Genomic DNA, 14,952 nt, shown 5'->3' on the forward strand with positions numbered 1-14,952 from the left:
AAAAACATCCATGTGAGATAAGAGTTTTAATGATTTGATATGTCAGATAATCAGAAAGAAATTTTAAAACGGCTCAAGCGAGATCCATTGATGAAACCATCGGCATTAGCCGATATTTTTGGGATTGGACGTTCATGTACTTCAGGGCATAAAGATATTGTTCACTTTGAACAAAGATGTTCAGCTTTAGTCTTGCCCTTAAAATGCACCAATAGTCCAAGCTTATCTCATAATAAAGTGAAAAACTTTTTGGAATCAAAATGAAAATTATTCTTACAGGGTAATAACGCAAAACATTACTTGCAACAGTAATGGTCATGAATGACAAGGACGTTTTTTAGTAATAGTAATTTGATAAATAACTAGGAATCATGGTCCTGTGTTCATGGACATTGGTAAGAAATTTTTTGCCTATTTGTCTGTTATTAGCCTTTTCATGGCGGTTCTGGCGGGAAAGGTTTTGGTTTTGCTTGCCGGAAATGAACACTGATTCATGCATCCTATTTGAATAGCCACCATAAATCAATTAGGGGAAGTAAACAGAGATGATAACGACTCAAAATGACTGGCATCCGGCAGATATTATTGCAGCATTGCGTAAACGCGGCACAACACTTGCTGCATTATCAAGGGAATCGGGGCTAAGTCCATCGACACTATCTAATGCATTAATACGCCGGTGGCCTAAAGGGGAGAGGATTATTGCGGACAGACTAGGAGTACATCCTTCAAAAATTTGGCCCAGTCGATATACTATCCAGTCCTAATTTAAATCCACTATTATTTTTGTGTGTTTAGAGGGGATACTATAAAAAACAGATTTCATTAAATCAATGATATACATATATCAGTTCTGGCAACTTCTTTATATGAAGTGATCCTTAAAAAAGTAGCTAAAGAATGTTTATAACCCTTATCAGGTCTTATTACATTGTCGTGTGATATAAATCAAGAAATTTATCGTACTCTTGTCGCGTATAATGAGGAAAAAGATGTTGATGTTATTAATAATCCAGGGGTGGTTAAAACTCTTTTAAGAATTTATATGAGAAAATTGTAAATATAATTTAAGCGCTACCTTTGAACCTTTATTTATATCTCTGAATCAAGGTCGGTAGCGCTTTCTTTGGTGATGACTCTGATTTATTGATAATGATGAATATTCAAATAATCCCACTCCCCATATGTAAGTGGCGCATTCAGGCCGTATTAACGGTGGCTAAACAATAAGATCGGCCTTCCAAGGGAAGCAGTTCATGTACCCGGTTTGCAGGCCAGTGCGCAATATGACTGATGACATGGCGTAGCCAGACCTCAGGATCCATTTTATTTAGCTGGCAGGTACCGATAAAACTGTTCAGAAGGGCTGCTCGTTCGCCACCTTTGCAGAGCCTGCGAAGAGCCCGATGGTATGACCTTTATATCATCACTTTAATATCGGTGCGTTACTGGAGATCTTTATGTTACACGATATCCCTTCAGCTTATGTCGGCCTGGATATTCACAAAGAATCGCTGACTGTTGTCATCGCCAGCCCCGGATTTAGAAAAACTACTGCCATGGAAAATGATGCTAAGTAAAATGTAGTTCTCCGGACGCTTACGCAACAACGTTCCCTGGAGTGAAGATTGACGCCAAACCCGATTTTTTCTAAGGTACCTGGAGTTACAACCCGTTTTTTTCTGTGCGGTTTGATGCCTAGCTCAGACCTGAGCTGATAAAATGGACGTCCCACATGGTGTCAATTGTACCAAAATGAAATAGTTATATTCATTTAACGAGAGCGTTCATCATGTATGGGAATATTCAGGGACGGTTCTTTCTTGATCGAAAACTCTATTTTTCAAACGGCATTTAGTTCAATTTTTTTATCCAGAACTCAGATTATATCTAATCAGAAGATTGGCGACAAAAGTTATCGGCACCAAAAGAAACTTTTACCGGGCCTCATGCCCGGTTCTTTACCTTAATGTTAAAAAAATGGTCTTCTGATTATTTTAGCTCCTCATTAATGGCCTGCCGAACAATCAACTTTGCGGCCCAACTCGTTAAGTCGATTATTTCATCATTTTCTAAACCAAAAGTATCTTTCAGAATAGTCATAGCCTCTGTACCATATAAAACGGAAATCAACATAATAATCTTATGTATTGTATCATCTTTAAGCTGACCTTTTAGAGGCGCTAACGCCGTAGAAAGTGTCTCTTTACGGTTACTTTTTTTCTTCAAAACGGGTCGTTCGGGGTTACCTTCACCGGATAAAGATTCCTGCCAGCGTAACTGAGAAATGCGTAAAGCATCCCTCATCAGCGCCTCATTGGCTTCTATTTCTTCATAGCCCCATCTTAATAATTTCTCAATATTTTCCTCTGCATTATTGCCCATAGAGGGGACAACGAATGACCCAATGACTTGTTTTACAACATACTCTACAAAATCACTATGGGTTGAAAAGTAGCTGCGCAACGTGACCTTCGCATATTCAGCTTCACTGGCAATCTCTTCAGGAGACGGAAATTTTTTTTCACGGTATAACTTCAGCGCTGAATGAGTGATACGTTCCAGGGTACGACGCCGGACTGGCGACAGCTTTTCTTCATCAAACAGAATCATTTAAACCCCTTAAAATTTTAACCGTATAGCATTAATAATAAAAAATATCACTAATGATAAAAAGTAACTTGCATGTTGTAAAATATTACAATAGGTTTACATCCATCTTTGAACTGGGTATGTCACATGGGGTGAACACTATGACACGATTTGTGGTTGTCGTTGGCACAGCAGACACAAAACTGGACGAGCTGGCCTGGCTGAAATGTTGTTTACACCTCGCCGGAGTTGATTCAATCATCATTGATGTGTCTACATCAACTCCCGGGAAAAATCATCAGAATAAAAAGATAGATATTCATTCACTTCAGGTGGCTGAGTATCATCCCGCTGGCGCTGACTCCGTTTTTTGTGGCGTGCGGAATAAAGCGATAACAGCGATGTCTGTCGCCCTCACGAATTTCCTGAACAGTTCAATCGACGATATTGCGGGGGTGATTGGTATCGGCGGCTCAGGCGGAACAGCGCTGATTACTCCGGCTATGCAAAGCCTGCCTATCGGTTTGCCTAAAATCATGGTATCCACTATGGCGTCAGGGAATGTCTCAGCCTACGTTAGAGCCAGCGATATTGCCATGCTTTATACGGTAACCGATCTCAACGGACTAAACCGTATTTCTCGTTCAGTCTTGTCTAATGCTGCAAACATGATGGCGGGTTCTGTCAATTATTTTACGCCATTGGCTGATATTCATAAACCCGCTTTAGGGTTAACGATGTTTGGTATGACGACTCCGTGCATTAATCAGCTCACTACTGAATTAAATACTCAATACGATTGCCTGGCTTTTCATGCTACCGGCAATGGTGGAACAAGCATGGAAAAATTGGCTAAGGACGGCAAATTAGTTTGTGTTTTAGATATTACATTAACCGAAATTGCCGATCTGTTATTTGGGGGCGTCTTGGATTGCCCTGACACACGTTTAGACGTCATTGCAAAAAAAAGCATTCCGTGGATTGGCAGTGCTGGTGCTTTGGACATAGTTAACTTTGGCGCAAAGGACACGATTCCAGAACGTTACAGCAACAGGCTGTTTTTTGAGCACAATTCTCAGGTGACATTGATGCGAACCACACCTGAAGAAAACTATCAGCTTGGTATCTGGATAGGGAACAAACTTAATAAGTGTAATGGACCTATTCGATTCATTATTCCGGAAGGCGGATTCTCTGCGCTAGATTGCCCTGAACAACTTTTTTATTTACCTACATCAACACAGGCTTTCTGTCATGGACTAAAAAAAACAGTAAAACAAACAGAATTGAGAAAAGTTATAAAAACACCTTTTCACATAAATTCACCACAATTTTGTACTCTTGTAATACAACAATTCAAGGAAATTATAGAACACCAGGGAATTTCTTATGAAGAAAAGATACAATAAGATTATTAAAACTATAAAACAAAAAGTCGAACGTAACGAAACTATTATTGGAGCGAGTGCAGGCACTGGTCTTTCGGCGCGTTGCGAGGAAGCTGGAGGTGCAGACCTCATTATCGTATATAATTCTGGACGCTTCAGAATGGCTGGCAGAGGATCACTGGCCGGATTAATGCCATACGGTAATGCAAATGAAATTGTCAGAGAAATGGGTAATGAAATATTGCCGATAGTTAAGGAAACACCTGTATTGGCGGGTGTCTGTGGTACTGATCCATTCTGTAATTTACCTCTTTTCCTAGATGAACTGAAGGCACAAGGTTTTGCTGGTATTCAGAACTTCCCAACAGTAGGACTTATTGATGGAAAGTTCAGAAAAAACCTGGAAGAAACAGGCATGGGCTATGAACTGGAGGTGAAGCTAATCCGCCTGGCACATGAAAAAGGAATGATTACCACGCCTTATGTTTTCAATGCAAAAGAGGCTGAAGCTATGGCACAAGCAGGTTCTGATATCATCGTCGTACATCTGGGACTAACCACTAGCGGCGATATTAGTGCTAATACATCATATGATCTGAAATCTTGTATACCAATCGTTAATGCTTGTGCTTCGGCGGCTAAAACTGTCCGAAATGACATTATTATTTTGTGCCACGGCGGCCCAATTTCGGAACCGGAAGATGTAGCCTATATTTTAGCTCATTGCCCCGATTGTCATGGATTCTATGGCGCCAGTGCAATGGAGCGTTTGCCAACAGAACAAGCCATCAAATATACGATCCAGAAATTTAAAGAAATTAATCGGGGTTAGTGAGAATTATACTTAAGCTATGTGGAAACTGAGTACTACAACCGTAATATCGGTTACGTTATGATGACGCATTGTTTTCTTTTTCTCAAAAAGGTTGTCAGTGCAAGCTATCCATATTTATAGGATTACTTGTACTAGAGTATGGTATAGATCTAAATTAAGACCTTGAAAAGAAAATATTAACTCAATTGAGAAAATTTCACTTATTAATTTCAGGAAATCTGTTTTTTTCAGGTGGTTATATGGTTAAAAAGAGAAAGGAAGCACAGCATAATATGGACTCTTTTGAGCAAGACCAAAAAGAAACCTTCAAGGAGAGGCTTCTTTATCTTATTGGAGACCGTAGTGTAAGAACTGTAGCTAAAGAATGGGGATTATCGTATTCAACACTGAACAATTACATCATAAGGGACTCAATCCCTGCTCTCAATGTAGCTCAATCAATCTGCGATATTGAAGGTGTCACCCTAGATTGGCTTGCAACTGGTGATCATCAGTCACAACCTAATAATCAAACCACAACCATTCATGAACAACTAAAAAGCTCAACGGAAAGAAGCACAGCATGGCAATCTATTTTAGATTCATTGGAAGATAGGGATGTGGATGTATTAATAAAATTAATTCATCGTAAAGGTTATAGAAGGGATACTTGCTGAACCGCCTAAAACCAAAACATCTACAATTGAAAATACCATCAATGAATTGCCTATTAGAAAAAACCTCAAACAAGCAATAAAGATAGCTTTAGCTGGGAATGAATCAACAGATAAAGAAATCTTGTTTTACATTACTACACTGATAAGTCAAGAAAAAAATTAAACACAGTCAATTAGCGATCATAATAGTGTAGAGTTAAACACAAGGTACAGAATGCCGATACCTTTCAATTCTCACTTAGCCAAACTGGATAACCAAGTAAACATGCAGCACATTAAGAAGCAACATGGAGAAGTAAGTGTGCGGGTTCAATTGGGTAGAACACCCGAAGAGTAATTGCAAACCAAGTAAACCAACCTAGAAACTCACCAACACTCAAAAGGGAAATCATTGACAAAGCTTTATCAATTTAACGAAGAAATCAGCACTCAATGATAAATGATAACAGAACGCTTTGTTAACATACCTGTACGTTCAGCCAGATCAAAAGCTGCCTTAACCCGACGCATACCTTCAATTTTGCGCTTTTTTACAGACATTTGCTTAAGTTCAGAAACTTGGCGTTTTGATTGCATAACCTTCTCCTATCATCACTTAGTGCTACAGCTATAAAAACCAAAAATCTGTGTTTTTCTGATGTTCATGATGCTGAGAAACCGCATGACTTAAAGTTTTCCTAATGAATGTACTCTCTGTTGAGACAAAGATGTACAATTATAGTACTAATAAATGCCAGCATATTAGGCTTGCGTATACTTATTTCTGCCCCTTTAATTAAAAAAGGGCGAGAAAGCCCCTGTTGATTTCTCAACAAGGGCTTATCCCAAATATTTTTCGGCATCAGCAGCATGATTTCCATCATCTGTGACCCTAGCACGTTACTGGCGGCAATACCAGCAGGTAGAATGCTACAGCAACAAACAGATAGCGTCAAGCATCCCGCTACTAAAACAGCAGCCCTGTTATAAATCACAAAGAATGGAAAAGAAACAAGTGAAAAGTATAGGTGAAATATCACAATCATTATTATATTATTTTAAATCATGTAAGAAAAGGATATAAATTACAATGACAGTCCAAAGTGTTCTAATGTCAATATCAGAAAGACGTATATCAACTTACAAAAGAGGTTTTAACACAGAAAATGAAGCTGAATGTTTAGGACTCTATATATGGAATAAAAGGCTCTGCGCCACTTTTTTTCCTGTATTACAACTTTTAGAAGTTTCGTTAAGAAACAGTTTATACTATGGTCACTTAGCATATCAACGGCAAAAACTTATAGATAGCGGGCTTCCCCCTGCCGCTGCTGAAATGGCAATAGACAGAAACTGGATTCAACATTTCTATTTAAATACGAAAGATAACAAATTTATAAAAAGCCGTGAGGCAGTGGAAAATGCTCTTTCTTCTGTCCAAGAAGAAAAAAGAGAAGTAATACCGGATGAATTAATTGCAAAGCTTACATTTGGTGTATGGAGTAACATTTGCTCCAATCATCATAAATCTGATAAACAGGGGTCCCTTAAAATATGGCCAGAAATGATAGATTTTGCATTCCCAGGTGAAAAAGTGACTTTCAAGCATATAACCAACGACATAAAAAAACTTAATTCTCTTCGTAATAGAATCGCTCATCATGAGCCTATATGGCATAATAAGAAAAGTTTCTCAGTTGAAGGTCATATTAATACAGTACTCAATAGTTTTAAGATGTGCTTGAACTTAATTAAATATATTAACCCGTCTAATCTCAAAACAATTGTTATTATGGAAAGTATAGAGCAAATAACACAACTGTGTAAAAAGGAAACTATTGAGAGATTCAAACAGGCAGCCAAAGATTTTGATCAAGTACATCCAGTAGATATAGAGGTTTGGTATAATACAAACATTGCAGAGACAAGATTGGATGGTGTAATTGTAAAGGTTGAAGGTAAAGTGGTTTCAATAAAAGCATTTAAACATCGGAGTAATCTATTTGTTCTCGATGCTTACGGAAATCATGAAAAGAATTTACCTCACGAAATAGGTATCAACGTGAATTTTGAGCCAGACAATACAAGTGGCACATGGGTTGCAAAAAATGTTAGAAGAAAATAACAACGGCCTTTTAAAGCTAAGTAAAAAGGTGGAAATATACTAACAAACTTTATATTTTACATCTAACTGAAGTAGTTAAGTTGACCATTTTTTGCCGCATGCAGAAGAAACTCTTGCCGCAGCTTGGCTACATGATACATATATAGAAATACTGACGATTCTAGTAATAATAATGGTGATAACAGGATTCTCAAGAAAAATAATGCCTAGGACAGCCCCATGATCTATTATACTCATCTAAATCAGTACAATAAGCAAAAACTATAAAATTAACTGACCTCATTGATAATACTGATTCGACTGTAAACTATGATCCTAAATTCGTACTAGTATATTCAGTTGAGAAGTCTAGATTATTTAAAGACGAGGGCTTTATTTTAAATAACAATAACAAAAAAGCCTTATCAAAACTATTAACAAACTTTCTTGTTATAATTCCAAGCTTATAGAATGCTACAACAAGCTGAGTGAAAAATGTAATAAATGTTCTCCTATTAAATAAGGTTTCATAATTCCGCTACACATGGTTTTATTCAACCAATTGTTATACATAGGATTATTAGTGGGTAAGGTGTGGTGCCATTTTGGAAAATTATTTAAATTAAATACCTCTTATTTCCTACAAAATGCCAGACAAAAATACTGACATATATCCCAGATAGTTTCGCAAAGAAATACTCTTTCCGATGCATCAACCCGCCAGAAGGCTAAAAATATGAATACTTAACCCGAATTCCGTTTAAACCGTCACTGGAACATCTTCTTCTGAGTAGAAAATTTTCAGTGATGGTTTCTTCCATTTTAGGCAGTAGGCAATCACACCGCCTAAAACAGTCAACAGAAATCCTGTTATACTTCGGTGGCGAGACTGCTCTATTTGAGAAATTTCTTTTAATTGACCATTAATGGTTTCAATGATAAAACGCTTTAATAACATTATCCTATCCCACTCTGTCTGTACCTTCGCTTTCATGTTATGGCGTTTTTTCGTGATGAAAGTGACACCCGTTTGCGCTAAATCGTCCGCCAGTTCCTGGTTAAGATAGCCTTTGTCACCATAAAAATTTTGCCCTGATGGTTGACAATCAAGTGTCATTTGAAACCGTAAAACCAAGCCATTGAGGTTTTTCCTCGCTGTGCTACCCGCTCAAACACCTTATGCCGGGGAATACGGATGTTATGACACACGCGTAAACTCGTGGAATCAATAAAAGCAATTCCCGTGGGTTTTCCTTTTAATTGAGTCAGATAACTGCACAGTGGAACCAAAACGGAAGGCGCGACACTGACAAAACGGGTATAACTGAGCAAGGTTGGAAAATTGTGATGATGATATTTCCAAATATGATCCAGATAAAAATGTTTCAAATTACGGTAATGCGACAGGAGAAAGAGGATCAATATAGTCATAATTTCACTGTGATACATATGGCCTTGCCTGCGCCGCAGACGATACCCGTTGTCGAGACAAAATTGCGCCCATTGAGGAATAAAAAAACGAAAAAGTCATCGACATCGCAGAAAATTTCAACTAATTTGTTCATTGCCTGTTCTTCCCCAGAGCGGTTTTTGGTGTGCACCAAAACTTTGCTCTTGGAACAGGCACTTCGTTAATTCCTTATCCAGAATTCAGGTTAGTTAATATTGAACTGCACTTCAAAGGCTCCACACTTTGGCAGTGCAGTTTTTATATGCAATATTTTTTAATCAAGAAATAGAGACTTTTCATCACTGTTTCTCGTTCGATGCCGATATCCGGCATTGAACGGGCAATTTTCAATGCCGCCAGTTTTTCACCTTCCAGACGTCTTTTACAGAGCAAAAACGCCGATGATAGCGACGACACTCAGGATTGCTGCTAAGCCGTAGAAAATCCATTTACTCGCGGGAATATGAATTTTCAGGTCATGCATACCGTGGTGGATACGGTGTAAACCGCACCATAACGGTAAAATGATCATCAGTAATAGGAACGCACGACCAATAAGGCTCTGACAGAAAGCCAGAATTCGTGCGTAGCTTAACGCTTCCGGCGCTACTCCTAATGGTAAAAGGATGGCTACCAGTAAAATAATGGCTGGAGCTACAATTGCTCCCCACATACCACCGGCACCAAATAATCCCCAAAAAATCGGTTCATCGGAACGTTTAGGTATTTTATTCATGAGATCCTCCTTGGGGTTAAACTAAGGCTATACCTAAGATAATCGTGGTGACGATAATAGTGACGGCCCATAGCAGTTTGATTATTGGCTCAGGTCCCATCTTTTCGCCTTTTATCACTACGTTAGCTGCCTTCGGCGCTAGCTCAAACCAAGTTTTAGTATGTAGCAGAGCACCTAGCAGAGTGATGATATTAATCAGCAAGATGACGGGATTTTGTAGAAACGTGACAAATGCATCCCAGCTTTGTGCGCCGCCTTTTAGAGCGAATAGACCGTATATCAGTAAGATACTAAACCACATAGTTGTCACTGCGGTACTTTCACGCAGAATATAGAAGCGATAAAAGCCCAGTTTCTGCCACCAGTTGGGCGCCATGCTGCGGATATAAGGTTTACGTTTAGTTGTCATTACTTTCTCCTCCCCTTACTGTGGTTTTAGCATGGCGATCATGAAGTCTTTCGCGCTTTCGATCTTGCCTTGTTGAATAGCCGCTGCGGGATCGACATGTTTCGGACAGACCTCAGAACAGTAACCAACGAATGTACAGCTCCATACCCCATTCTGGCTATTAAGGTGCGGCATGCGCTCTTTTTTACCGTGGTCGCGGTTGTCGAGATTGTAACGGTGAGCCAGTGTGATCGCAGCCGGGCCGATAAATTCAGGGTTCAGACCAAATTGAGGGCAGGCGGCATAACATAAGCCACAGTTGATACAGCCGGAGAATTGATGATATTTCGCCATCTGTGCTGGAGTCTGAATATTTGGGCCTTCCGTAGGTTTGCGGTCATTCCCGATGATGTATGGTTTGATAGCTTCCAGGTTTTCAATAAAGTCGGTCATATCCACTACCAGGTCACGCTCGATAGGGAAGTTAGCCAGCGCTCCAACTTTCATCCCTTGAGGATAATCACGTAGAAAAGTTTTACAGGCCAGTTTCGGTACGCGGTTAACCATCATGCCGCAAGAGCCACAGATAGCCATACGGCAAGACCAGCGGTAAGAGAGATCGGGCGCGAGATTGTCTTTAATGTAACCTAGGGCATCAAGTAGAGAAGTCTGCTCATCATAAGGAACCTCATAGGTTATAAAATGGGGTTTATGGTCACTTTCCGGGTTGTAGCGCATAACCTCCATTCTCAGGGTGTTCATATCAACCATTCTCCTGCTCCTTATATTTTTTCTCTTGTGCCGCGGCTTCACCGCCATATACACGTTTTGCCGGTGTGGATTTGGTGATTTTCACATCGCTGTATTCCAGGTGAGGGACACCTTCAGGCTTATAGAAAGCGAGTGTATGTTTTAGGAAGTTTTCATCATCACGTTCAGTACAATCTTCATCCAAGCGTTGATGAGCGCCGCGAGATTCTTTGCGGTTTATCGCTGAGTGAATCATACATTCAGCGACATCCAAGCCAAAGCCAAGTTCAATGGTGTACAGTAGATCCGTGTTGAACACATTGGTGTTATCGGTGATTTTCACTCGTTTGAAGCGATCTTTTAGTTCAGCGATCTTATCGATCGTTTTTAGCATGAGTTCAGGGGTGCGATAGATGCCGCAGCCTTCTTCCATCGAGATCCCCATTTCATCACGGATCTTCGACCAACTTTCCGTTCCTTCCTGTTTCAGTAAGTTGTTTAAACGAGCAACTACATCACGCGCTTGGGCATCCAATGGGCGGTTATTAACGGGTTTGGTTTGTTGGACATGTTTTACCGCTTCTTCACCCGCCAGACGGCCAAAGACCACTAATTCAGCCAGAGAATTGGAACCAAGGCGGTTTGCGCCATGCAGGCCAATAGAAGAACATTCGCCGACAGCGAACAGCCCTTTAATGCGGGTTTCACATTTCTGATCAGTTTCGATACCGCCCATAGTGTAATGCGCTGTAGGTCGGACCGGAATAGGTTCTTTAACGGGATCAACACCAACATATGCCTTTGCCAGTTCACAGATGAAGGGCAGGCGTTCAAGTAATTTCTTCTCTCCCAAATGGCGTAGATCGAGATAAACCACATCGCCACGCGGAGTTGAAATAGTACGACCGGCACGCCATTCATGCCAAAAAGCCTGAGAAACTTTGTCACGGGGACCCAGTTCCATATATTTGTTTTCGGGTTTGCCTAATGGAGTTTCAGGGCCGAGGCCATAATCTTGTAAATAGCGGTAGCCATCTTTATTGACCAGAATTCCGCCTTCGCCACGACAACCTTCCGTCATTAGGATACCGGAACCAGGCAGACCGGTTGGATGATACTGAACAAATTCCATATCACGCAGTGGTACGCCGTGACGGAATGCCATGCCCATACCATCACCGGTCACGATACCGCCGTTGGTATTGTAACGGTATACACGGCCTGCACCACCGGTTGCCATAATAACGGCATTGGCTCTTATCTGAATTTTGGCGCCTTCCATCATATTTAGTGCAACCAAGCCGCGTGCTTGTCCTTCGTCCACCAGAATATCGAGGACAAAATGTTCATCGAAGCGTTGGATTTGAGGGTACTTAAGGGAGGTTTGGAATAGCGTATGCAACATATGGAAACCAGTTTTATCCGCGGCGAACCAGGTGCGCTCTATCTTCATACCGCCAAAACGACGCACGTTGACGGAACCATCTTCTTTGCGGCTCCACGGGCAGCCCCATTGCTCTAACTGGATCATTTCTGTCGGGCAATGTTCGACGAAGTATTCAACAACATCTTGCTCACATAACCAGTCACCTCCGGATACCGTGTCGTTGAAATGGAAGTCATAGGAGTCGTGAGCTTGGGTGACGGCTGCTGATCCACCTTCTGCTGCCACAGTGTGGCTACGCATTGGGTAAACTTTTGAGATCAGAGCAATCTTCATTTGAGGATTAGCTTCAGCGGCGGCAATTGCGGCACGTAGACCAGCGCCTCCGGCTCCGATAATCGCGAGATCGGCATTAAAGATTTGCACTGTGCTTCTCCATTGTTTAAGTTAAATTAATGAGTGAGCAAAATCGTCGTAACTTTCCTACAATGTTGTTGTTATTTTTTATATAGCAAAATTTTGTAGGTAAAATCTGGTGCTTTAACGATTAAGGGCAGCTATTTATTACTATTTGTATTGGATTAAGTATAGCGAGTTCTAGGTGAGGTAAATTTGATATGAAAGGGTATTTTGTCAGATTTAATTACAAAAATATGATCTGAGACAGGAATAAGTTATTTTTTTCTTTCGTTCATCCCGATCTGGTAACAAGACGGCCTTTTGAGGAAAATAATGGTGTGTTATGGTGGGATAAGTCACAGTCTGTGTAGTGTGAATTTAACTTATCTGGTATTTTTATCGGTGTTGGAAATTGTGTAAGTTCAGTGATATTCAAGTGATTTATTTTTTTCTGATAATGTTGTAGTTAGCAATTTTAAATTATTTTTTTATTTTCTATAATTATTCTTTAAATTAAATATAAAAATGACCGCTGTTTATTTTATGAATGTTATAATTGAGAATACAATAACCATGTCATTAAAAATAGATGTGGAAATATAATTTGCTATTTTATTTTAATGACCTATATTTAGTAAAGGAGTTTTGTTTTTACAGGTATAGGGATAAGTGACATTTAAATAGTTTTTCATGATTAAAGTCATTTAACTTAATTAGTTTAAGAAATCAAAATATATACCCTATGGATTTCAAGATGCATCGCGACGGCAAGGGAGTGAATCTTTGGGAGCATAGCAAACTATGTGACTGGGGTGAGCGAGTGCAGCCGACAAAGAGACAACTTGAAAGATGACGGGTATATTTAAATGGGAGAGTATTATGGGATTACCAAATATCACTATTGCATTACAAGCTGATAATAATCTCTACCTGAGTCGAGTAGATCAGGCGGGAGTTCAGTACATTGAAGCTGTTAAATCTGCCATTGATATATACTCAAGATATAAATTAATACAACTTAGCACCAATACGATAGCACTTCTTGCTGATAATAGTCGTTATTTGAGCCGGGTTAGTCGAGTCGGTGGTGATTATATTGAAGCAGCGAAATCAAGTATTGATGTTTATTCTACGTTTACAGTAGAGGATGTCGGATGTAATGTGATAGCTCTACGTGCAGATAACGGGAAATATTTAAGTCGAGTCACTCTGAATGGTATTGATTATATTAAGCCGGATAAAATTAATTTAGATGCGTATTGCCACTTTAAAGTGACCACACTGATTGCATAAATTATAATCTTTGCTTAAATATTTTTATGGTGGCCAGGTAAAACTGGCCACTATTATTTTATCTTATTTTTGGATAATAATATTCGTCATTTAATATACCATGTAAAAACCAATGAATTATTTTAATATAATTATCTAATAACGGGTAATTGTTGTTATTTATAATATTATAATTAATAATTTTAAATGAATTTTTATTTTGTTTATAGTTTTTAATTTTATAATTTAAATGTGAAAATTATTTATGTTTAATGAATGTTATAGTTAAATCTTAAATGATTATATCATTCAAAATAGATGCCAAAATATATTTTGGTATTTAACAATCATATTGGTTGTATATATTCATTGAAAGTGTTTTATATTTTCAGGAATAGTAAAATGTGGAATTTAAATTAATGCGCTATAAATAATATAGTTGGCCAAAATAAATTAAATATATTTAAACAGGAGAATATTATGGGATTATCAAGTAGCCCTATTGCGTTACAGGCAGATAATGGGTTCTATTTAAGTCGAATTGATCGAGGCGGAGGATTTGACTTTATTGAAGCTAATAAATCTATTATTGATATTTACACTAAATATTCTGCAACACAACTTAGTTCCAATAAGATAGCACTTCGTGCAAGTAATGGCCTCTATTTAAGTCGGATTTCTCTGGCAGGTAGTGATTATATAGTAGCGACAAAATCAGATATTGATGTTTATTCTACTTTTACTTTAGAGTATATCGACGATAATGTAGTAGCTTTGTGTGCAGATAATGGGAAATATCTGAGTCGGATCAATGCTGGTGGTATTTTTAACTATATTAAACCGGATAAATACGATTTAGATATATATTGCCAGTTTAAAGTTATAAAATTGTAATTGGATATACCCAATGGATTTCAAGATGCATCGCGACGGCAAAGGAGCGAATCCCCGGGAGCATAGATAACTATGTGACCGGGGTGAGTGAGTGCAGCCAACAAAGAAGCAACTTGAAAGATGAC

General features: G+C 39.0%; 16 protein-coding genes and 1 pseudogene. 8 read left to right on the forward strand and 9 right to left on the reverse strand.

Going from position 1 to position 14,952, the window contains the following annotated elements; translation table 11 throughout:
* The first annotated feature begins 39 nt into the window (after positions 1 to 39).
* Together OO184_RS17045 and OO184_RS17050 are read left to right on the forward strand one after the other, a co-directional pair.
* Complete coding sequence (locus tag OO184_RS17045) at positions 40 to 264, forward strand: hypothetical protein (protein ID WP_265380191.1); 225 nt, start codon at positions 40 to 42, stop codon at positions 262 to 264.
* Positions 265 to 545: 281 nt separating this feature from the next.
* Positions 546 to 767 carry a helix-turn-helix domain-containing protein gene (locus tag OO184_RS17050; RefSeq protein ID WP_265380192.1) on the forward strand — a complete coding sequence of 74 codons (222 nt, stop codon included), beginning with the start codon at positions 546 to 548 and terminating at the stop codon, positions 765 to 767.
* 432 nt (positions 768 to 1,199) lie between these two features.
* Here the strand turns inward: OO184_RS17050 and OO184_RS17055 are convergent, their stop codons facing one another.
* Together OO184_RS17055 and OO184_RS17060 are read right to left on the reverse strand one after the other, a co-directional pair.
* A complete protein-coding gene (locus OO184_RS17055) occupies positions 1,200 to 1,361 on the reverse strand; it encodes a transposase domain-containing protein (protein ID WP_376712574.1) in 162 nt (53 codons plus the stop codon).
* Between the two features lie 631 nt (positions 1,362 to 1,992).
* Positions 1,993 to 2,613 (reverse strand): TetR/AcrR family transcriptional regulator, encoded by a 621-nt coding sequence (locus tag OO184_RS17060; RefSeq protein ID WP_265380193.1) that lies wholly within the window; start codon positions 2,611 to 2,613, stop codon positions 1,993 to 1,995.
* Positions 2,614 to 2,753: 140 nt separating this feature from the next.
* On the opposite strand from OO184_RS17060, the gene OO184_RS17065 reads away from it, so the two are divergent.
* The 3 genes from OO184_RS17065 to OO184_RS17075 all read left to right on the forward strand — a co-directional run bounded on the left by OO184_RS17065 (position 2,754) and on the right by OO184_RS17075 (position 5,471).
* The gene (locus tag OO184_RS17065) at positions 2,754 to 4,001 is read left to right on the forward strand and encodes a Tm-1-like ATP-binding domain-containing protein (protein ID WP_265380194.1); all 1,248 of its coding nucleotides are present in this window, start codon (positions 2,754 to 2,756) and stop codon (positions 3,999 to 4,001) included.
* Complete coding sequence (locus OO184_RS17070) at positions 3,982 to 4,812, forward strand: phosphoenolpyruvate hydrolase family protein (protein ID WP_265380195.1); 831 nt, start codon at positions 3,982 to 3,984, stop codon at positions 4,810 to 4,812. Before OO184_RS17065 ends, OO184_RS17070 begins: the two co-directional genes overlap by 20 nt.
* A gap of 242 nt (positions 4,813 to 5,054) precedes the next feature.
* A complete protein-coding gene (locus OO184_RS17075; protein ID WP_265380196.1) occupies positions 5,055 to 5,471 on the forward strand; it encodes a helix-turn-helix domain-containing protein in 417 nt (138 codons plus the stop codon).
* A 429-nt stretch (positions 5,472 to 5,900) separates the two neighbouring features.
* Here OO184_RS17075 and OO184_RS17080 read toward each other — a convergent pair whose 3' ends face one another.
* Positions 5,901 to 6,047, reverse strand: coding sequence for a hypothetical protein (locus tag OO184_RS17080; RefSeq protein WP_265380197.1), 147 nt, complete (start codon positions 6,045 to 6,047; stop codon positions 5,901 to 5,903).
* Between the two features lie 514 nt (positions 6,048 to 6,561).
* Here OO184_RS17080 and OO184_RS17085 point away from each other — a divergent pair.
* Positions 6,562 to 7,575, forward strand: coding sequence for an Abi family protein (locus tag OO184_RS17085; protein ID WP_265380198.1), 1,014 nt, complete (start codon positions 6,562 to 6,564; stop codon positions 7,573 to 7,575).
* 739 nt (positions 7,576 to 8,314) lie between these two features.
* On the opposite strand, the pseudogene OO184_RS17090 reads toward OO184_RS17085, so the two are convergent.
* The 6 genes and pseudogenes from OO184_RS17090 to frdA form a co-directional block, all read right to left on the reverse strand.
* Positions 8,315 to 9,119, reverse strand: a pseudogene (locus tag OO184_RS17090) (transposase).
* Positions 9,120 to 9,262: 143 nt separating this feature from the next.
* Entirely contained in the window at positions 9,263 to 9,397 is a 135-nt protein-coding gene (locus OO184_RS17095; protein WP_265380199.1) for a hypothetical protein, read from the reverse strand.
* Positions 9,387 to 9,740: a fumarate reductase subunit FrdD gene (frdD, locus tag OO184_RS17100; protein ID WP_265380200.1), complete on the reverse strand. Its 354-nt coding sequence runs from the start codon at positions 9,738 to 9,740 to the stop codon at positions 9,387 to 9,389. Before frdD ends, OO184_RS17095 begins: the two co-directional genes overlap by 11 nt.
* Positions 9,741 to 9,756: 16 nt before the next feature.
* Positions 9,757 to 10,149, reverse strand: a complete 393-nt coding sequence (gene frdC / locus OO184_RS17105) for a fumarate reductase subunit FrdC (protein WP_265380201.1) — start codon at positions 10,147 to 10,149, stop codon at positions 9,757 to 9,759.
* Between the two features lie 15 nt (positions 10,150 to 10,164).
* Positions 10,165 to 10,899: a succinate dehydrogenase/fumarate reductase iron-sulfur subunit gene (locus tag OO184_RS17110; protein ID WP_265380202.1), complete on the reverse strand. Its 735-nt coding sequence runs from the start codon at positions 10,897 to 10,899 to the stop codon at positions 10,165 to 10,167.
* Entirely contained in the window at positions 10,892 to 12,688 is a 1,797-nt protein-coding gene (gene frdA, locus OO184_RS17115) for a fumarate reductase (quinol) flavoprotein subunit (protein WP_265380203.1), read from the reverse strand. Before frdA ends, OO184_RS17110 begins: the two co-directional genes overlap by 8 nt.
* Positions 12,689 to 13,540: 852 nt before the next feature.
* On the opposite strand from frdA, the gene OO184_RS17120 reads away from it, so the two are divergent.
* Together OO184_RS17120 and OO184_RS17125 are read left to right on the forward strand one after the other, a co-directional pair.
* On the forward strand, positions 13,541 to 13,954 hold the full coding sequence (locus tag OO184_RS17120; RefSeq protein ID WP_265380204.1) for a fascin domain-containing protein: 414 nt from the start codon (positions 13,541 to 13,543) through the stop codon (positions 13,952 to 13,954).
* A gap of 459 nt (positions 13,955 to 14,413) precedes the next feature.
* The gene (locus OO184_RS17125) at positions 14,414 to 14,827 is read left to right on the forward strand and encodes a fascin domain-containing protein (RefSeq protein ID WP_265380205.1); all 414 of its coding nucleotides are present in this window, start codon (positions 14,414 to 14,416) and stop codon (positions 14,825 to 14,827) included.
* The last annotated feature ends 125 nt before the right edge of the window (positions 14,828 to 14,952 follow it).

It is taken from the genome of Photorhabdus aballayi, assembly GCF_026153155.1.
Lineage (GTDB): Bacteria > Pseudomonadota > Gammaproteobacteria > Enterobacterales > Enterobacteriaceae > Photorhabdus > Photorhabdus luminescens.

Coding starts and splice junctions, on each gene's coding strand:
- OO184_RS17045 (WP_265380191.1), top strand. CDS start 40: ATGTCAGATAATCAGAAAGAAATTTTAAAACGGCTCAAGCGAGATCCA.
- OO184_RS17050 (WP_265380192.1), top strand. CDS start 546: ATGATAACGACTCAAAATGACTGGCATCCGGCAGATATTATTGCAGCA.
- OO184_RS17060 (WP_265380193.1), bottom strand. CDS start 2,613: ATGATTCTGTTTGATGAAGAAAAGCTGTCGCCAGTCCGGCGTCGTACC.
- OO184_RS17065 (WP_265380194.1), top strand. CDS start 2,754: ATGACACGATTTGTGGTTGTCGTTGGCACAGCAGACACAAAACTGGAC.
- OO184_RS17070 (WP_265380195.1), top strand. CDS start 3,982: ATGAAGAAAAGATACAATAAGATTATTAAAACTATAAAACAAAAAGTC.
- OO184_RS17075 (WP_265380196.1), top strand. CDS start 5,055: ATGGTTAAAAAGAGAAAGGAAGCACAGCATAATATGGACTCTTTTGAG.
- OO184_RS17080 (WP_265380197.1), bottom strand. CDS start 6,047: ATGCAATCAAAACGCCAAGTTTCTGAACTTAAGCAAATGTCTGTAAAA.
- OO184_RS17085 (WP_265380198.1), top strand. CDS start 6,562: ATGTCAATATCAGAAAGACGTATATCAACTTACAAAAGAGGTTTTAAC.
- frdD (WP_265380200.1), bottom strand. CDS start 9,740: ATGAATAAAATACCTAAACGTTCCGATGAACCGATTTTTTGGGGATTA.
- frdC (WP_265380201.1), bottom strand. CDS start 10,149: ATGACAACTAAACGTAAACCTTATATCCGCAGCATGGCGCCCAACTGG.
- OO184_RS17110 (WP_265380202.1), bottom strand. CDS start 10,899: ATGGTTGATATGAACACCCTGAGAATGGAGGTTATGCGCTACAACCCG.
- OO184_RS17120 (WP_265380204.1), top strand. CDS start 13,541: ATGGGATTACCAAATATCACTATTGCATTACAAGCTGATAATAATCTC.
- OO184_RS17125 (WP_265380205.1), top strand. CDS start 14,414: ATGGGATTATCAAGTAGCCCTATTGCGTTACAGGCAGATAATGGGTTC.